The organism is Streptococcus sp. IsoGale022 (genome assembly GCF_031142805.1).
Classification (GTDB): domain Bacteria; phylum Bacillota; class Bacilli; order Lactobacillales; family Streptococcaceae; genus Streptococcus; species Streptococcus sanguinis_A.
Window position 1 is genome coordinate 1 of record NZ_JAKZJI010000009.1, and the last position, 20,856, is coordinate 20,856.

General features: G+C 45.0%; 8 protein-coding genes and 1 pseudogene. All 9 read right to left on the reverse strand.

Going from position 1 to position 20,856, the window contains the following annotated elements; genetic code table 11:
• Window positions 1–3,657, reverse strand: a 3,657-nt coding sequence (locus tag RG608_RS06015; protein ID WP_308946707.1) for a CshA/CshB family fibrillar adhesin-related protein, incomplete at its 3' end; no start/stop codon positions are given.
• Window positions 3,658–3,862: 205 nt separating this feature from the next.
• A pseudogene (locus tag RG608_RS06020) lies at window positions 3,863–13,424 on the reverse strand (CshA/CshB family fibrillar adhesin-related protein).
• Window positions 13,425–13,596: 172 nt separating this feature from the next.
• Complete coding sequence (locus RG608_RS06025; RefSeq protein WP_268686532.1) at window positions 13,597–14,091, reverse strand: flavodoxin family protein; 495 nt, start codon at window positions 14,089–14,091, stop codon at window positions 13,597–13,599.
• Window positions 14,092–14,165: 74 nt separating this feature from the next.
• The gene (budA, locus tag RG608_RS06030) at window positions 14,166–14,885 is read right to left on the reverse strand and encodes an acetolactate decarboxylase (protein WP_125445183.1); all 720 of its coding nucleotides are present in this window, start codon (window positions 14,883–14,885) and stop codon (window positions 14,166–14,168) included.
• A 138-nt stretch (window positions 14,886–15,023) separates the two neighbouring features.
• On the reverse strand, window positions 15,024–16,253 hold the full coding sequence (locus RG608_RS06035; protein ID WP_268686531.1) for a hypothetical protein: 1,230 nt from the start codon (window positions 16,251–16,253) through the stop codon (window positions 15,024–15,026).
• The gene (locus RG608_RS06040; protein WP_308946708.1) at window positions 16,240–17,418 is read right to left on the reverse strand and encodes an AI-2E family transporter; all 1,179 of its coding nucleotides are present in this window, start codon (window positions 17,416–17,418) and stop codon (window positions 16,240–16,242) included. The genes RG608_RS06035 and RG608_RS06040 overlap by 14 nt, the downstream gene beginning before the upstream one ends.
• Before the next feature lie 170 nt (window positions 17,419–17,588).
• The gene (locus RG608_RS06045; RefSeq protein ID WP_268686530.1) at window positions 17,589–18,962 is read right to left on the reverse strand and encodes a cell wall metabolism sensor histidine kinase WalK; all 1,374 of its coding nucleotides are present in this window, start codon (window positions 18,960–18,962) and stop codon (window positions 17,589–17,591) included.
• A complete protein-coding gene (locus RG608_RS06050) occupies window positions 18,959–19,615 on the reverse strand; it encodes a response regulator transcription factor (RefSeq protein WP_268686529.1) in 657 nt (218 codons plus the stop codon). The genes RG608_RS06045 and RG608_RS06050 overlap by 4 nt, the downstream gene beginning before the upstream one ends.
• Before the next feature lie 21 nt (window positions 19,616–19,636).
• Window positions 19,637–20,854 carry an ABC transporter permease gene (locus tag RG608_RS06055; protein WP_268686528.1) on the reverse strand — a complete coding sequence of 406 codons (1,218 nt, stop codon included), beginning with the start codon at window positions 20,852–20,854 and terminating at the stop codon, window positions 19,637–19,639.
• Window positions 20,855–20,856 lie beyond the last annotated feature (2 nt).

Consider the following 20,856-nt stretch of genomic DNA (forward strand, 5'->3'; position numbering starts at 1 on the left):
AGTCGCATTGGTGCTGATTGGAGTTACCTTGGTAACGGTCGGTGTATAAGTAGCAGTAACTTCAGTACCATTCTTATCCACACGTTTCACAGTGACTGGATCTGGCTTCCCTACAAACTGCTTCTCTGGTGTGAAGGTCACTGTTCCATCTGGAGCGATGGTGTATGTTCCTTGACCTGGAATGTTCTTCTCTTTACTTCCATCTTCAAAGGTAGGCTCTACTGTTTCATCAATTGGAACAAGTGGATTACCACCTTGGAAAGTAGGCGTACCTGTTTGTGGGATACCTTGAGGACCTGTGCTAGTCGCATCAGTGCTAGTTGGAGTTACTTGCGTAACGTTTGGCCAATAAACTACATCTGCAGTAGAACCGTTCTTATCCCTTACACGAAGATGTGCAGGAGTAGGCGTTCCGTAGAAATCAGGAGCAGGTTGGAAGCTAATATCTCCATTAGCTTGAACAGTGTAAGTTCCTTGTAGCTTGCCACTTGCGTCGCTAACTGCCAAGGTATTACCCTGTTGAACCTGCCCATCCACAACGAATTGTGGTCCTGCTGGGTTTAATGGGACTGTTTGTGTTTGGTTATTAACAGTTGCTTGACCTGGAGTAAAGTTAAGCTGGCTAGTTTGAAGTTGTCCTTGAAGCCCAACAGTCTGTTTATCTTGACCTGTTGGAGTTGCGGCCTTAACTTCAGCTTGATAAGCAGTGGTTACTTCTGTCCCGTTCATATCAACACGTTTAACAGATTCTGCACTTGGACGGCCAGTATAGCTAGGAAGTGGTTGGAAGGTTACACGACCTGCGTTATCAACCATGTAAGTTCCGACATTCGGAACAACCTTAGTTGTTTGACCGTTATCAAAAGTTGGAGCGACTGCCTCATTAATTGGCACACGATTATCACCTGCAGTGAAAATCAAATTACCGGATTGTTCAGCACCTTGAATACCCTCAGAGTTTGCTCCTTGTGCTGTTGGAACAACACGCGTTACTGTTGGTTGATAGGTTGCACGGTGCTCTGTCCCATCGGTATCATGCAATTGTAGGTTAACTGGGTCAACTGTCCCCACAAATGACTTGTTCGGAGTGAAAGTCACACGCCCAGTAGCTGGATCTAATTCAAAGGTTCCCACTTCTTGGCCTTGCGATGTTGCCTTCACGCTTGTTCCAACAATACGATTGCCATCAGCATCCAAGAAAAAGACAGGATTCGTTGCAGATGGTTGAGCAGGCGTCTTAGCAGGATTGCCATCATTAAAGACAATATCTTGCACTTGAGGCAAACCTTGTGCATCCGTCGAACGATGTTCCGTGAAGTTCAAAACAGTCGGAATATAGCGAGCATCCATATTATTCAACTTATCGTTGATAACAGGTTCTCCATTATTCTTCGCAATCCAATCTGTACTTGCACCATTAGTATCAACACGGCGGATATTAATTCCCTGAGTTGTACCGATAAAGCCAGTGCTAGGTTCAAATATCACATCCACATTTGCACCCTTGGCTGTTACTTTATATCGTCCCTCAGCAGTACTGTACCAACCGTCTCCATCTGCTGTTAATGTATTGCCAGCATTATCCAAAACAAGAGGTGCTACAGTTGTATCAATAGCCGCTTTCTTGCTTTCATCATTTTGATCAATACCTTGAGGTGTAAACTGAAGAGTAGCTTTCTGACGCTGACCGATTATTCCCGTACTTTCCTTCTTTTCTCCCTTTGGTGGATAGGTCAAGATGACTTCTAAATCCTCTACTTCCCCACTAAAGGCTGTTCCCGTAGGTTTTTCAATATCTCCCTTATTCAGGGCAATGCGGACCCGCATTCCCAGCTTGCTAACTGCAGGATTGGTCATCGCTGGATTATTCTTAAAATTAACAGTATAGTCACCAGCCGTTGTTACTTCAGTAAATTCGCTGGCCTCATTTTCATCAAAAACACCATTTTGATTGAAATCAATCCAAGCACGGACATAGGCCTTACTATTGCCATTGGCAGAGGCTTGGAGACGAACTGAGTAGTCACCATTTTGAAGACGATTAACTCGGAAGAGGTTATTTGTCTTACCAGTCAAATCTGAAGGCAAGAGCTGATCAACCCCTTCGTCTGCGTGATCAGTATCGTCATCATGTCTCCAGTCATTATCCGAAGTAGTATCAATATCAGCTTCAACTCGTCCCAAGAATGGCTGAGGAGTTCTTGCACCTGTATTGGCATCATAACCAGAAATAGCATGAACAGCATTTCCATAAGAAGCTGGTGCATCTCCTTCATCAACTACCATAAAACCAATCATAGCAGCTTGCTGACCAGAAGAAGCAATATAAATTCCAACTTCTGAAGCACCTCGTGTCATCACAATCGGAACTGTGTGATCTTTAGAAGTATTAGGACCAAAGACCTGAGAACCTAAGCCTCCTGTTTTTTGATCTGGATTAGTAAAAGCAGTCCAGTCAATGACAGGTACAGTCGCATCATCCCCTATGTATTGACCATATCTATTAGGATTCATTGGGGAATAGGTATCCGTAATTACAGCACCATCTGGCCGAACGCGTTTCCATTCTGCCAAGTGTTCCCATCCTTGGCCATTGGTCGTGAAGATAGCATACTCCCCTGGGTTGGCTTCTTCTCCATCTGACATGATAACTGTTGCTTTTACAGGTTTTCCAAGGTAAGTCGCTTCTACCTTGAATTTTATTCCATAACTAGCACCATTTTTAGGGACTAGTAATTGAGTCTTTCGACCATTGGTATTAATCCCTTGGTCTCGGACGGCTGTCCATTGATTCTGTTCCGCTCCTATAATTTTCGGTCTAGCTGAATCTCCCTCGACTTCTTGTTTTTGAAATTCTTCTTTTACATATTTAAACCAAGTATTTTTCGCATTCGGATCATAGCTGTTTTCATACGCAGTACCCTTGACGCGGTCACGATAAATCTCTGTTGAGTGGAAGGGTTTTAATTCCGTCACTGTCAGTTTGATACGATAGCCTGGAGAAATTTCTTTCTCATAGACAGTACCAACTTTAAAGGAATCATCCGTATCTAAGTTTCTGATGGCGCTTCTATCACCGAGATCCAGCCAGTTGATCTGCTTCATCAACTCCGTTGGGTTCTTTTTTTCAGAGTCAGCCAAAGTAGGCTTTTCAATTGTGTTGTTAGGATCACCATCTCGCAGACCAGTAGGTGCCGCATCCCGTCTTACCCGACGAGAGCGACTAGGCTGAGGAGTCTCTGTGACTGCTGCTGGTTGAGCAGGAGCTGGTTGGATATTCTCCTCAGACTTAACTTCTGTAGGAATACCTGCTTGTGAAGAGGCAGTTTCTGCAGCAGGCTGCTCACTTGTTGACTTGCCATCTGAATTAGGCCTTGTAGTCGTTACAGCAGATGCATCTTCTGCCTGAGCTGAAATAGTGGCAGAATTACTTTCCTCAGCTGGTGAATTTAGCGGCTCTGCAGTATTTACTGAGGAATCAGCTATACCTATTTCAGAAACATCGTTTTGAGTCCCAGAAGAAACAGTCTCATCAGCGCTAACCTGCGCAGCTGCTCCCAAAAGAAGCAAGGTCGATAAGAGCACAGAACAAACACCGACGTTTAGTTTTCGAATCGAAAACTTACGCAGGTGTGGATTAAACAAATCTTTTCCCATAATAATCTCCTAAATAATCATTTAATTACAACGGCTTTATTATACACTATTCCTTTTTACTTAGCTATATATATAACTATAATTATGGAATTTTTATTTAGAAATAGACACTTTTTAAAAATGGTCTATTTTTTTAAAAAAAGAAAGATCCATAAACGAATCTTTCCTATTTTAATTTAGTATCTGAAACCTAAATTCTTAATTTTTATTCTTCAGACTTTTTCTTTCTTTTCTCTAAGCCAATCAGTCCCAAACCTGATACTCCCGCAAGTAAGCTTGCAGCTAAGTATGAGGTTTCTTCTGTACCGGTCTTAGGAAGAGCTTTTGCACTCTCGCTCTTAGAAAGAGACGGTGGTGCAGGTGTAATCGTCCGCTCTGGCTGAACAGGATCTTCTGTCACAGTCAGAACATAGACTGCTGAAATCGTCTGACCATTGCGGTCTTTGCGAATCACTGTCACGCCGTCAGCTTGACCGACAAAGCCCGTTTCCGGTACAAAGGTCACAGTGCCATCTGGCGCAATCGTATATGTACCTTGACCTGGAACAACTTTTTCTGTGCTACCGTCTTCGAATGTTGGTGGAACGGTTGGATCCACATCGCCTTCAAAGATAGGCTTGCCGGTCTGAGACTGGCCTTTAAGACCCGTGCTGCTGGTATCTGCTGTATCAGTACTTCCCAAAACAGTTGGGGTATAGGTAGCCGTCACGTCATTGCCATAAATATCGAGACGTTTCACGACGACTCCGCGAGCAGTTCCGACAAAGTCAGCTTCTGGTACGAAGGTTACTGCTCCCAGCATATTGAAACGATAAGTTCCTTCTCCTGGGACAACCATTTCGGTGCTGCCATCCGCAAAGGTCGGTGCTACTGCCTGGTCAATCGCCCCTTCAAAAGTTGGTGTGCCCGTTTGAGCTTGGCCTTTGCGACCGCTGGACACACTGTCCTGACTGGTTGATGGTGCAACCACGGTCGGAACATAGCGAGCCGTCACTGAGGTACCATTCTTATCGCGACGGACAAGGGTCACACCGCTTCCCTGACCAAGGAAATCAGCTTCTGGGCTGAAGGTGACTGTCCCATCTGGTGCGATGGTATAGGTTCCCTGACCTGGAATCACTTTTTCCTTGGTACCATCTTCAAAACTTGGCTCTACTGTGTCATCGATTGGAACCAATGGATCACCTGCTTCGAAGACAGGTTTGCCGGTCTGAACATGGCCCTTGATATTCGTAGAGGTCGCATCTTTACCGGTTGGGACTACTGCTTTCACTATTGCTTGATATTTGACAATAACAGGAGTTCCGTTAGCGTCTAAACGAATTAATCCCAGTTCTGATGTTTCACCTTTGAATTGTTTTATTGGGGTGAAGGTCACCTTGTTATCCGCATCCACTTCGAACTTACCGACATTTGGCACTTCTTTAATATTCTTTCCGTTACCAAAGAGTGGAGTCGAACCAGCTGGGAATGGAACTAATTTATGTCCTGGCGTGAAAGTCACTTGACCTTTTTGAACCTGACCTTGCAGACCTTCTGTCTTAGTGCCAGTACCTGTCGGAGTTACCTTGGTGAACTCTGGACTATAGGTCGCTGTCACTGGTGTACCATTCTTATCCACTCGCTTAACAACAACTGGAACTGGTGTGCCTACAAACTGCTTCTCTGGCGTAAAGGTCACTGCCCCATCAGGAGTAATGGTATAAGTTCCCTGACCTGGAATGGTCTTCTTCTTGCTTCCATCTGCAAAGGTTGGCTCAACAGTCTCATCGATTGGAACTAGTGGGTTCGCACCTTTGAAGGTTGGAGTACCTGTTTGCGGAAGACCTTGTGGGCCAATGCTCGTCACGGTTGTGCCTGTTGGAGTTGCCTCTTTCACTACCGCTTGGTACTTAACTGTAACAGAGGTACCATTGACATCAGTGCGAGTCAATTCAAGTTCTGGTGTTTCACCTTTGAACTGTTTATCTGGAGTAAAGGTTACCTTGCCGTCTGCATCCACTTCGAACTTACCAACATTCGGTACTTCTTTGACAGAAGAACCATTGTCGAATAACGGAGTCGAATCTGCTGGGAATGGAACTGAATCATGGCCTGGAGTGAAGGTGACTTGGCCTTTTTGGACCTGGCCTTGCAGACCTTCTGTCTTGGCTCCAGTACCAGTCGGAGTTACCTTGGTAAACTCTGGTCCATAAGTTGCTGTCACTGGCGAACCGTTCTTATCGACACGTTTAACAGTGACTGGATCTGGTGTGCCTACAAACTGCTTGTCAGGTGTGAAGGTCACTGCGCCATCTGGAGTAATGGTGTAAGTTCCCTGACCTGGAATGGATTTCTTCTTGCTTCCATCGTCGAAGCTTGGCTCAACTGAGTCATCAATTGGAACCAGCGGATCACCACCTGTGAAGGTTGGAGTACCCGTTTGAGGCAGGCCTTGAGGACCGGTGCTGGTCGCGGCAGCGCCTATCGGAGTGACTTTTTCAACAGTTGGTGTATACTTAGCCGTCACAGGAGTGCCATTCTTATCTACTCGCTTAACAACAACTGGATCCGGTGTACCAACATATTGCTTGTCAGGTGTGAAAGTGACAGATCCATCTGGTGCCACTTCAAAGGTACCGACATTTGGAACTTCCTTGCGTTTGCTTCCATCATCGAAAGTCGCTGGAGTATCATCATCCAGTGGTACATTCGGGTCGCCACCGACAAAGTTTGGTTTACCCGTTTGTGGACGGCCTTGTGGGCCAGTGCTGGTTGAGGTAGTAGCTGTTGGAGTTACATCTTTCACTACCGCTTGGTACTTAACTGTAACAGGGGTGCCATTGACATCAGTGCGCGTCAACTCAAGTTCTGGCGTTTCACCCTTGAATTGTTTATCTGGAGTAAAAGTAACCTTACCGTCCGCATCCACTTCGAACTTACCAACATTCGGTACTTCTTTGACAGAAGAACCATTGTCAAATAGTGGAGTCGAACCAGTCGGGAATGGAACTGAATCATGACCAGGCGTGAAGGTAACTTGACCTTCTTGAACTTGGCCTTGAAGACCTTCTGTCTTGGTACCAGTACCTGTCGGAGTTACTTTCGTAAATTCTGGACTATAAGTGGCAGTCACTGGTGTGCCGTTCTTATCGACGCGTTTTACAGTGATTGGATCTGGGTTGCCTACAAATTGCTTCTCAGGAGTGAAGGTCACTGAACCATCTGGAGTAATGGTGTAAGTTCCCTGACCTGGAATGGTCTTTTCCTTGCTGCCATCGTCGAAGCTTGGCTCGACTGACTCATCAATTGGAACCAGAGAATCGCCACCCGCAAAGGTTGGGGTGCCGGTTTGCGGAAGACCTTGAGGACCTGTGCTTGTTGCATTAGTACCTATTGGAGTTACTTTCGTGAACTCTGGGCTGTAAGTCGCAGTTACTGGTGTACCATTCTTATCCACTCGCTTCACTGTGATTGGGTCCGGTTTACCTACAAATTGCTTGTCTGGTGTGAAAGTTACTACGCCATCTGGAGTGATGGTGTACATTCCCTGACCTGGAATAACCTTTTTCTTACTACCATCGTCGAAAGTTGGCTCGACTGTTTCATCGATTGGAACTAGTGGATCCGCAGCTTTGAAGGTTGGAGTTCCTGTCTGCGGGATACCTTGTGGACCGGTGCTCGTAACGGTGGTACCTGTCGGAGTTACTTCTTTCACCACCGCTTGGTACTTAACTGTAACAGGGGTGCCGTTGGCATCCACACGAATAATTCCTAGTTCTGGTGTTTCACCCTTGAACTGTCTGTCTGGAGTAAAGGTTACAATGCCATCTACATCCACTTCGAATTTACCGATATTTGGTACTTCTTTAATATTTTTTCCGTTACCAAATAGCGGAGTCGAACCTGCTGGGAATGGAACTAATTCATGACCTGGCGTGAAGGTGACATGACCTTTTTGAACCTGACCTTGAAGACCCTCTGTCTTGTCACCAGTACCTGTTGGAGTAACAGCTGTCACAGTTGCTTGGTAATTGGCTTTTGCTGCTGTACCGTTGACATCTGTACGGATGAGTTCAACTTCTGGTGTCTTACCGACAAACGATTTGACTGGTGTGAAGGTAACATTCCCCTCTGCATCAACCTCGAACTTACCAACTTCGGCAATTTCTTTCACATTCGTGCCGGTATCAAAGACTGGCGTACTGTTTTCTGAGAAGCCGACTTGCGGACTTCCTGCTTCAAAAGTAACCTTGCCTTTTTGAACTTGGCCTTGAAGCCCCTCTGTCTGAGCACCTGTCGCTCTTGGAGTCACTTTCTCAACAGTAGGCGTATACTTGGCTGTCACTGGAGTGCCATTTTTGTCCACTCGCTTAACAACAACTGGATCTGGCGTGCCAACATATTGCTTATCTGGGGTAAAGGTAACAGAACCGTCTGGTGCCACTTCAAAGATACCGACATTTGGAACAACCTTGCGCTTGCTTCCGTCGTCGAAAGTAGCTGGAGTGTCATTGTCCAGTGGTACTCCCGGAGTGCCGCTTACGAAGTTTGGCTTGCCTGTTTGTGGTCTGCCTTGCTCTCCAGTGCTGGTAATATTTGTTCCTGTTGGAACCACTTCTTTCACTACCGCTTGGTATTTGACGGTAACAGGAGTGCCATTCACATCTGCTCGAATCAATGTCAGCTCAGGAGTGATCCCCTTAAACTGCTTGTCTGGCGTGAAGGTCACCTTACCATTAGCATCCACTTCAAATTTACCAACGGCTGGAATCTCTTTAACAGTCAAACCGTTATCGAAGAGTGGAGTTGTTTCAGCTGGAAACGGCACAGAATCATGACCTGGTGTGAAGGTAACATGGCCTTCTTGAACCTGACCTTGCAATCCTTCAGTCTTATCACCAGTACCAGTTGGAGTTACCTTGGTGAACTCTGGACTGTAGGTCGCAGTCACTGGCGTCCCGTTCTTATCTACTCGTTTCACTGTCACTGGCTCTGGTGTGCCTACAAACTGCTTCTCCGGCGTGAAGGTCACTGCGCCATCTGGAGCAATGGTGTAAGTTCCCTGACCTGGAATAGCCTTTTTCTTACTGCCATCTTCGAAAGTTGGTTCGACTGCTTCATCAATCGGAACTAGCGGATCACCACCTTGGAAAGTTGGGGTACCCGTTTGCGGAAGACCTTGAGGACCCGTACTAGTCACGTTAGTACCTATTGGAGTCACCTTGGTGAACTCTGGACTGTAAGTCGCGGTCACTGGTGTACCATTCTTATCGACACGTTTTACAGTGATTGGATCTGGCTTTCCTACAAACTGCTTCTCCGGTGTGAAGGTCACTGTGCCATCTGGAGTGATGGTGTAAGTTCCCTGACCTGAAATAGCTTTTTCCTTGCTGCCATCGTCAAAGCTTGGCTCGACTATGTCATCGATTGGAACAAGTGGATCACCAACTTGGAAAGTTGGGGTACCTGTTTGCGGGATCCCCTGTGGACCGGTGCTAGTTACATTAGTGCCCATTGGAGTTACTGATGTAACTGTCGCGATATAAGTGACTTTTGCTGCAATACCATTTGCATCTTTGCGAGAAATGCTAATTTCTGGCGTTTCACCTACAAAGCGCTTTTCTGGCGTGAAGGTGACATTGCCCTCAGCATCTACTTCGAACTTACCGACTTTGGCAATTTCTTTTACATTCGTGCCCGTGTCAAAGACTGGCGTGCTATTGGCTGGGAATCCTACTTTTGGATCGCCAGCTTTAAAAGTTACACGGCCTTTTTGAACTTGGCCTTGCGGACCTTCTGTCTGATCTCCAGTTCCCGTCGGAGTCACAGCGGTCACAGTCGCCCGATATTTAGCCTTGGCTACTGTTCCGTTGACATCTGCACGGCTGAGTTCAACTTCTGGAGTTTTGCCTACAAAGGTTTTGACTGGAGTAAAGGTGACATTACCCTCTCCATCAACTTCGAACTTACCGATTTTGGCAATTTCTTTCACATTCGTACCAGTATCAAAGACTGGTGTGCTGTTTTCTGGGAAACCAACCTGAGGACTTCCTGGTTCAAAAGTAACCTTGCCTTTTTTGAACTTGACCTTGAGGGCCTTTTGTCTGAGCGCCTGTGGCTCTTGGAGTCACTTTCTCAACAGTAGGCGTGTACTTAGCCGTCACAGGAGTGCCATTCTTATCTACACGCTTAACAACAACCGGATCTGGTGTGCCAACATATTGCTTGTCAGGTGTGAAAGTAACAGATCCATCTGGTGCCACTTCAAAGATTCCGACATTTGGAACCACCTTGCGCTTGCTTCCATCTTCGAAAGTCGCTGGAGTATCATTATCCAATGGTACATCTGGGTTGCCACTGACAAAGTTTGGCTTACCTGTCTGTGGACGGCCTTGTTTACCAGTGCTGGTGATGTTTGTTCCTGTTGGAGTTACAGCAGTGACTGTTGCCTTGTAGATAGCTGTAGCTGTGCTGCCATTCGTATCTGTACGAGTAATCCTGATGTCTGGCGTAAGGCCTTTAAATTGTTTCTCTGGAGTAAAGGTTACATTTCCATCCTCATCCACTTCAAACTTACCAACAGTAGGCACTTCTTTAACAGTCGAACCATTGTTAAAGAGAGGAGTTGAATCAGCCGGAAAGGCCACCGTTTGTTTTTGACCGTTGACTTGCGCAGAACCTTCTGTGAAGCTGACTTTGCCTCGCTGAACTTGGCCTTGTATACCACTGGTTTCAGCATTCATCGCACTTGGTGCTGCTGCTTTTACATCAGCCTGATAGGTAGCTGTTACTTCTGTTCCATTGACATCTACTCGCTTGACAGCCTCTGCCGCTGGACGTCCAGTATAAGTCAGTAGTGGAGTGAAGGTAACTAGGCCTTGATTATCCACCTGATAAGTCCCAACACCAGCAACTGTTTTAGTCTGGCTGCCATTATCAAAGGTTGGCAACTTCTTGCTATCAATAGGTACACGATTATTGCCCGGATTGAAGGTCAGCTGTCCTGTCTGAACTGCACCTTGAATGCCCTCGCTGCTGGCACCTTGAGAAGATGGTCTAACAGGAGTCACCTTTGGCTGATAAACAGCTTGATGCGGAATACCTTTGCCATCAATCATCTGAACGGAAACTGGATCCACTGTACCAACAAAGTTTTTATTTGGCGTAAAGGTAATCTTACCTGTTGAAGGCTCGACTTCAAAACGACCAACTTCCTGACCATTTGATAAAGCTGGAACTCTAGTATCATCTGTAGTCGTTCTATCTACTTTCACAAATTTTACAGGATTTGCTGTACTTGGACTTGCAGGAGTTTTGCCAGCATCTCCATCATTAAAGACAGACGTCTTTTCTTGCGTTAGTCCTTGGGCATCCGTTGTTTCATACATAGGAACATTTAGCACGGTTGGTACAAAGCGTCCATCCATGGTGTTGAGCTGGTCATTGATGGCTGCTTCAGCCTGATTTTTGGCAACCCAATCTGTACTTGCTCCATTAGTATCAAAACGACGGATGTTTATCCCCTGAGCTGTGCCGATAAAGCCAGCCTTAGGCTCATATACCACATCTACATCAGCACCGTTTGCTGTTACTTTATAACGGCCTTCAGCAGTCTTATACCAACCTTCTGCATTTGCAGTCAGCACATTACCATTAGCATCCAATACAATCGGAGCTTTAGTAGTGTCAATCGCTACTTTCTTGTTTTCATTGTTTTGATCAACACCTTGAGGAGTGAAATGAAGAGTGGCTGTCTGTCTCTGGTCACGGATTCCAGTACTTTCCTTCTTCTCGCCTTTTGGTGGATAAGTCAGTTCAACTTCTAAGTCTTCCACCTCACCACTAAATGCAGTTCCAGTAGGCTTTTCAATATCTCCCTTGTTTAAGGCAATACGAACCCGCATTCCAAGCTTGCTAAGTTCAGGATTGGTCATGGCTGGGTTCTTCTTAAAGTTGACAGTATAATCTCCCGCAGTTGTTACTTCGGTAAATTCACTGGCTTCGTCTTCGTCAAAGACACCATTGTTATTGAAGTCAATCCAGGCACGGACATAGGCTTTTTCGTATCCGTTAGCTGAAGCATGGATGCGGAGAGAATAATCTCCGTCGTGCAGACGGTTTACTGGAAAAAGACCATTGGTTTTCCCGACTAAATCATCAGACAAGAGCTGATTAATACCTTCATCGGCTAAATCATTCTGATCGTCATGCTGCCAGTTGTTTCCAGATGTGGTATCAATATCAGCCGCAACACGGCCCAAGAATGGCTGTGGATTTTGACCGCCAGTTTCTGCATTGTATCTTGAAATAGCATGGATAGCTTTTCCATAAGAATCCGGTGCATCACCTTCATCGATTGCCATAAAACCAATCATCGCAGCTTGCTGACCAGAAGAGGCTATGTAAATACCAACCTCTGATGCACCACGTGTCATTACAAGTGGAATTGTATTATTTCTAGAAAGATTAGGTCCAAATACTTGGCTTCCCAGTCCGCCAGTCTTTTGATCAGAGCTGACATAGGCCTGCCAATGAACACCAGTACCGTCAGTTCCAATAAATTGGCCTTCTGTGGTAGGCTTCATTGGCTTATAGGTTTCTGTAATCTCAGTAGTCACACCATTTGCGTCTGTAACTGTGCGCTTCCACTCGGCCAAATGTTCCCAACCCTTACCATTGGTTGTAAAGATAGCGTACTCACCCGGATTAGCTTCTTCACCATCAGCCATGACAACTGTTGCTTTAACTGGCTTCCCACGATATCTAGCTTCAACTTTGAACTTCACGCCATAGTTGGCTTCATCTTTAGGAACCTGCAGTTGGGTTTTACGCCCTTTAGTATCAATTCCCTCTGACTTAATAGCTGAATATTGATTCTGAGCAGCACCAGTAATTTTAGGACGGTAATCATCACCATACCAATACTGATAAGCATAATTATTGCTATTGTTATATTGAAGCCAAGTATTTTTTGCATTGGGATCATAACTGCTTTCGTACTCAGTTCCCTTTACTCGATCACGATAGATCTCTGTCGCATAGAAAGGTTTCAATTCCGTCACGGTCAGTTTGACCACATAGCCCGGCGAAATTTCCTTTTCATATACTGTTCCAACTTTAAATGAGCCATCTTTATCTAGATTTCTCAGTGATTTAGTATCACCAAAATCTAGCCAGTTTACCTGCTTCATCAACTCATCAGAGCGTTTTCTTACAGATTCTTCCAGTGTTGGTTTAGAAACTGTAGGATTAGCTGTTGCATCTTGTATGGCAGGGCTAGCTTGACCAGCAGGACTGGTAGTACGAAATGATGTTCCTGTCTCCATTGGCTGGCCATTACGCTCGGACCTAGGCATAGCCGCAGAACTTGGTTTTGGCGTATATTGCACTGAATAAGAGCGAGTCTGACTAGCTTCAGCAGATCTTGCTTCATTAGAGGTCTCAGCTGTCTGATTAGCTTCTTGTGGCTTTTCAGGTGTCGCTTGCTCTGGAGCAGCAGCTGGGCTTACCAGCTGATTTTGATCCGCTCTTGCTTCTGAGTTAGCTGTTTCAGAAACAGCAGATGTTGCTGTATTCTCAAGAGCAGGCTGACTGACTGCTGACTCCGTCGGTTTTTCTGGCAGTGAGATATTATCATCCACAGTTCCGCTGGCAATTTCATCAGCATTTACTGTAGCCGCAGTACCTAAAAGGAAAACGGTAGATAATAATACCGAGCAAACTCCAACATTTAATTTTCGAATCGAAAATTTGTTTAAATGGGGGTTAAATAATTCTTTTCCCATAGAATCTCCTATATTAATATTTAATAGCAATAGGTATTATACACCAATTAATTTTAGTTAGCCATGGATATGACTGTAGTTGAGGGGCATAGTGTCCAAAAATAGACACCTGAAAAAAAGGCTCCATTTTTAGAGCAAAATAAAGAAGATCCGCAAACGAATCTTCTCACTTTTAACCTTCTGATGATAAAACCTTATCTAATTTTTCTTTCAGGGACGTTAATTCCCAACCGTTGATTTCTTTCAGTTCATGAGTGGTTACTGCCAGCCCCTCATATTTGAGTCCGTAGTTCTGGCAAAAGCGGCTCATCACGTGGTCCAGCATTTCAATTTCTTTGCTGGGCTGAGAACCTTGCAAGAGCAGGAACACCTTTTTGCCCTTGAGTGCTTCTTGCGGCTCATGCACATCAGCTACTCGGTCCAACAGAGTTTTTAGCAGACCCGAAAAAGACCACCAATAAATAGGACTGGTAAACACCAGTACATCGGCTTGGCTCAGCTGCTCATAGACTTGAAAGAACTGATCGTTTTCTGCCGACTGGCCATATTGCTCAATATGGTAATCCACTAATTGAAGAGCCTCATAATCTCTATCTCGCAGAAAAAAGTGCCCCAGCTTAAAACTATTGCCATTCCTATTTGGGCTGGCGTTTACCAAATAAATCATAGCTTCACTTCTCCTCTATTCTTTTTCCAATTATATCAAAAAAGAGGGCAGCAAACAATGCTAGCCCCTGCTATTTATTCCGACTTTTCCATATCTTCTTTCATCTCATCCATATTAAACTTAGCAAAGAGATACTTGCGATCTTGTACTGGGAAACGCTGATCCAGCTGATCTACAGCGCCCAACTCGACGACACCTTCCTTGATGACAAAGTCCATGACATGACCGCCAAAAGTCAGATCATCCGATACAAAATGCAGATGATAACCTGCCAGACTGACTCCGTGGAAAATCTCTGGCGTCCAGATACCGACGATGGTGCCTGTGATATTTTCCTTACAGTACTCAGGCTGATTAACCGCTACTTCTGCAAACTTCCGCTCCGTTGTAGACTTGGGAATCATCCGAACATGCATGCGGGCGAAATCACCATGAATCTTGATAGAGCGGAAAAGATTTTCCCCATCATAGTAAGACTCAATCCGCTTTTCAAGTTCCTTGTCGTTCATCTCAAAGCGCTGACGGAAAATGACCTCCGCCTGGTGAGGAACCACTGCCGCATAAGGTACTGTCATATCCGGTGACACCTCAACCACTTCTGGCACTTCTCCAGATCCCTTTGCCTGATAAGCCTTACCATCGAGAATAATGAGCTCGCCATCAATAGAGTCCAGCGTTCCCAAGCCCAAATCTCCATACTGCAGCAGCTCTCCAACGGTCATACTTCCGTCGTAAAGACCAGCCATCAAAGCTCCCAAAGTATTATATTGAAATAATTTGATTGGTTCTGCCATTTTTCCTTAATCTTTCTCTTCCTAAAAATATTATTAACCATCCAGCTAAGCTTTTTTCATCCTTATTACATGTGCTTACTGAGTTTCTACTGCCAATCATTATACCATAAATCGCAGGAAAGGGCTGAGCGAGTGCTCTTATAAGCTTTCATAGAGTTCCTGCATACTAGCATCATCAGGTACTAGTCTTAAGTAAGAAGCTGCAGCCCTTTTAGCTTCTTCGAATCTGCCTAGTTCTCGCAAAAGATAGACATACTGCTCCAGAAACTCTGGATTGTCTTGCAGTTCATGAGCCAGTTGATTATAGAGTTCCTCTGCTTTTTCCAGATTTTCCAAAGCCTGATAAGCACGCGCCAGATTCCAGCGGGTCAAGGCATTATCGACTTCTTGCTCTGCAAATTCTAAAATCTCCTCATAGCGCTCCTGTTCCAAATAAAGAGTAGTCAATCGCAAGGCAATCTCTTCCAAATCATCCGCATCTTCCTGAGCCTGCAAGAGATAATGTTCAGCCGCTTTCTCATCATGAAGTTCATAAGAAAGCTGTGATGCTAAAAGTAAGAGCCGAGTCTCAAAAGGATTCTTAGCCAAGCCCTGCTGGGCAAGAGTCAGAGCTTCAGCCGTCCGATGCTCTGCATGAAGAGATAGGGCATAGCCATATTCGTAGCCTTCAAAATCCGGCGAAAGAGTATCCAGCTGCTTGAAATAAAGATTAGCTTTCTGATATTCTTCCTGATCCGCTAATATAGTTGCCAGCTCATAAACTGTGGCATCATCATACTCCAGCTCAACTGCTTTCTCCAAAAACTCAATGGCCGCTGCAAATTTTCCAAGACTGGCATAGCAAACTCCAATCCGCTGATAGGTTGAGACGCCTGTCTGCTCAAAGATTGAGCGATTGTCTAGCTGGGCGTATTCCTTAATCGCCTGAGAAAAATCTCCCAGCTCCAAATCTATCTCAGCCAGACCAAAGGTTACCAAAGGCTCATCAGTCAGCTCTGCTGCCTGAGCTAATTTTTCACGAGCCACATCAGGCAACCCCTCTAGCTGATAGAGGTCAGCCTTAGCCAAGAGAGCAGCAACATACCAGTCACTGCCTTGTTGAATCTCCTCCAGATAGGTAAAGGCCTGCTCCAAGTCCCCATCATCGCTGGCAATAGCCGCCAGACTGATATAAGAAGCTGGATAGTCAGGGGCCAATTTTTCAAAAATACGCTTGGCCTGAGGGAAAAAGCCGATACTCTCTAAGTAATCGGCCAAATCCAATAATTCTTCTTCGCTGTCTGTAGTCAGGGCTTGCTCGAAATAGCGATCAGCCAGAGCTAGGTCCTGCTCCTGTAAAGCTGCCAACATATGCTCACTCTTGCTCACTGATTTCTCCTTCTTGTTCAAAATCGGCTTCGTAAAGTCCACTTACTTTCTGATACCACTTAAAGATGGCCGCAATGGCAACCTTGGCTGAAGCATAGGCAGGAATTCCCAGGAAAACGCCCCAAATGCCAAACATAGTACCAGAAGTCAATAATACGAATAAAATCGTAATCGGATGAATACTGAGCTGACTGCCCAAGACCAGAGGAGAAACAAAACGCCCCTCAATAGTCTGCTCAATGATGAAAACGACAATGACTTTAGCTAACATCACTGGACCGCCAGCAATCAAACCGATTGCCAGAGCCGGAAGCATAGCCAAAAAGCTGCCCAGATAAGGTACCAGATTGAGAACGCCGGCAATTACTCCAAGAGTGACACCATAGCGAAGGCCAATAATCTTGAAGAAAACGATAAACATCAGAGCTACAATAATAGCAACCGTCACCTGACCTCGCACATAGTTGGCCAGCTGGCTGTTGATATCTGTCATCACTTGACCAAAGGATTCTCGGAATTTAGTTGGCAGAAACTGGGTCACATAGCCTTTCAGATTTTTCCCGTCTCTCAGCAGGTAAAAAAGGGTAAAAGGCATGATGATAATAGCCACGACAATCTGCGAAGTTGTACTGATTAAGTTCCCCGCCCAATTGACTGCCCTAGATGAAAAATTGCTGGCCCAATCGGTAATCTGGCTAGACAGATTGCTAGTATATTCCTCAATCTGCGGCTTGAAATCTGCCGAAATATACTTAGTCACGACATCGTCGATGAACTTGTCAGCCTGCTTCAGATAAGCCGGAACATTTCTAACAAAGGCCATGACCTGATGCTGCAAACTAGGAATAGCAACAGCCAAGCCCCAGATAATCAAAAAAGCAATTAAAACAAAGACAATGGTAATAGCAACCAGTCGATTAATCTTGTGCTTTTCCATCCAGTCGACGATGGGATTTAACAAATAATAAAGCAGGCCAGCTAAAATAACCGGCAGCATGATTACTCCCAAAAACTCAATGACTGGGCTAAAAATAAAACTGATTTTACTAAGTATAAAAATATTCAGTCCCATCAAAAGGGTTACTAGAAATACTGTAATGGCCTTGTTATCCAAAAACCATTTAAAAAACCAAGATAGGCTAAAATCTTTTTCTTTATGCTCCATATTCTCCTCCTTTGACTTGTCATTTCATTGTAACATTTTTCGGAGAAAAATTCTCAGCTCAGCTATAGGGAAAAGCAAAAAAAGAGAGAAGACAGAAGACTTGTATTTTTCGCAAAATACAGCTTCTGACTTCTCTCTTCGGCTTCTGCAGGACCGGCTAGAATGCAAGACTATTTTTCAACAGCCGGCAGAGAAATGCTAAAGCGCATCTTCCGCCCATCAACGGCTTCAAACTGATAACGAAGACCATGCTTGTCCAAAATCTGCTGAACGATAAAGAGTCCCAGACCAGTTCCGCCATCCTTGCGATTGCGACTGTAATCTGGCCGATAGAAAGGCTGAAAAATCTGCTGGATTTGGTCTTTGTTTAAGACTCGTTCTGCTTCATTTTCGATGACTAGCTTACGCTCTTCCAGCCTGAGTAGAATCTCTCCGCCTTCTACTGTATAATGAAAGGCATTGTCCAAAAGATTCTTGATAGCCTTGAGCAGATAGGTGCGGTTCCCCTTGACCTTCGCTTCTGTCAGCTCAACCTGAAAATGGTAGTGCCTGACATCTGATAAAACTCGATAGGTGCTCAGATTTTCCTCCAAGACCTGCTTTAGTGAAAAGACTTCTTGTTCGGTTTCAGTCTTCATCTCCAGTTTAGAAATGGCTAAGATAGACTGGACTAACTCCGACTGCTCCTCTAGAATTTCTCGGCACTTCTGCAAGTACTTGTCTCGATCCTTGAACTCTCCTACTCCATAAATCATGCCATCGACCATCCCCATCATGCTGGTAATGGGTGTCTTGAGCTCATGCGATGTCATCCGCAAAAACTCAGCCTTTTCCCGCTCGCTTTCTGCTACCTTTTCATTTTCTAGGCGCAGAGCCTCGATACTGGTCAGTAGATTAGCATAGAGATGATTGATGTCTTGCGCCAGTTCAGCAATCTCATCACGCCCCTTGACCTGACAGGTCACATCTGGAGCCAAACTCGTCATTTGACGGGTGCTCTTAGAGATGGCTTTAATCCGTTGACTGGAAGTCCGGCTATAGAGATAGGCTGCCAGACCACCCAGACTCAGAGACACAAGCAAGACAAATGGATAGAGATTGAGCAAAATCCGACTAGCATCAGAAACTGGCTGTAAGGAATATTCCCCTCTCAGGACAACTTCTTTACCATCCGAAGTTCGAAAACTTTCTGATAAACTCTTGCTCTCATAGTCGCTGTTGGCAATCGTTGGGACGATGGTCAGCTGCAGAGAACTTTCATCGCCAGCTTCGAGTGAGGGATAGAGAATCGTATTGTCTTTCGCCAGCAGGGTAAACCAAATCAGATTGCTCTTTTTACTATAATCACTCAAGAGCTCGCCGATTTGCTGACTGGACTTTCCCTTGACCTGCTTGGAAACTTGGTCAAATTCTCTCTTAGCTTCTCCGCTCTTAACCTGCTGATAATACACCGGCATAGCAAAGTAGAGACTGGCTAGAACGATAGTCACCACCACGAAAATGATGGACGAGGTCAAAAGAAAGTTCTTTTTGACAATTTTCACTTGTCTTCTCCTCCAAGCTGATAACCCATACCCGTAATGGTTTTCAGAGGCACACCCGGAATCTTTTTACGGATGTTCTTGATATGATTATCCAGCACCCGACTATCCAGCTCACTGTAACCCCAAATGGTATTCATCAGCTGATCACGGGTCACCAAGTGGCCCTTCCTCTTAGCCAGAGCTTGCAAGATTTCATATTCTTTCTTGGTCAGAGGCATCTTTTCGCCCTGCCAGTAAACCGTGCAGTCATCAATCGAAACCGTCAAATCTCCAACAGCAATCTCTGAAGCAACAGTATTTCTGCGCAGAATATTCTCAATCCGTTTGACCAAGATTAGCGGTGAAAAAGGCTTGGTTACATAATCACTGATGAGGTGGTTAAAGCTGACCAGCTGGGTATACTCGTCATCAAGTGCTGTCAAAATCATGACCGGAATCTGAGAAGTCTTGCGGATTTCCTTCAGTACTTCCAGACCGCTCTTGGTTGGCAGCATCATGTCTAAGATGACCAGATCAAAGGGCTCTTCTTCAAAAGCCTGCAAAGCATCGCCACCATCAAATACTGGCCTTACCTCATACTGACTTTCCTTTAAAAACTCACAAATCACTTGATTAATCGTCGTATCATCTTCCACCACTAGAATCTTGTGCATACTTAGATTTTTCTCCTTTACCTATTCAAATCGCAGGGCCTCGATTGGATCCAGCTTGGATGCTTTCACAGCTGGCAGGAGCCCAAATACTACTCCTATTATACAACAAAAGATCAAACTTACAAAGACAGAAAAGAGGGATAGAATATACGGATAAGCTAGAGACTGAGTGATGGCAAAGCCAGAGGCGATACCAGCCACCACGCCAATAATTCCTCCCATCAAGGTTAGGATAACTGCCTCAATCAGGAACTGCTTGAGAATGATCTTCCGTCTAGCTCCCAGAGCCTTTTTAATTCCGATTTCACGAGTCCGCTCTGTCACTGAAACCAGCATGATATTCATAACACCGATACCTCCGACTAGGAGAGAGATGCTGGCAATACCTGCTAGCAAGACGAAGTTAGATTTGTTGAGATTATCCAGCTGCCGTTCAAATTCCTGCAGGTTGAGCACACCAAACATATAATCTGATGGTGGCATCTGCTCATTGAGATAATCACTGACCTTCTTGGCCACCTTCTTCAAATCATCGGCCTTGTGGGTTTGGACAGTCACTTCAGGACTGACATTAATGGTATCAAAAATCCGATGCCACTGCTGCAGGGGAATATAGGCCACCTTTTCCGCACCAGCTGTTAAGCCACTCTGCTCAGTTGACTCAAATACGCCAATAACCTTAAAGGGATTTCCTAAGACTTCAACATATTTGCCGATACCATCCCCCTTTGGAAAAAGACTATCATAAAGCGACTTTTCCAGATAGGTCACCTGCTCTTGATTTTTAAAGGCTTCTGAGTCAAATCCTTCACCTTCTAGTAAACGTTGCTGCTTGATGTCAGCAGCTGTCTGCGAAACAGCCTGAATCTTCCCAGACGACTTTTGGCTTAGGTAGTAGATCTTCTCATCTGTACCATAGGTCAGCAGAGCATTCTTGACCCCAGAGATTTCCTTAATCTTACTCAGCACATCCTCTCCCATAAAGGGAATATAAGAAGGTTTCTGAGCTTGAGATTTCTCTGGAATGGTTGGATCGATGGCGCTTTTCTTGTCATAGACGACCTTGATTGTGTTATTGTTGCCACCGATAAGCTGACGCTTGGTATTTTCCGTATTTCCCTCAATGATGGAAAAGATAGCGATGATAGCGCCTATCCCTATGATGATCCCCAACATAGTTAGCATAGAGCGCATTTTATGCGACAAGATTGAATTCAGAGCTACAAAAATATCTTCCATAC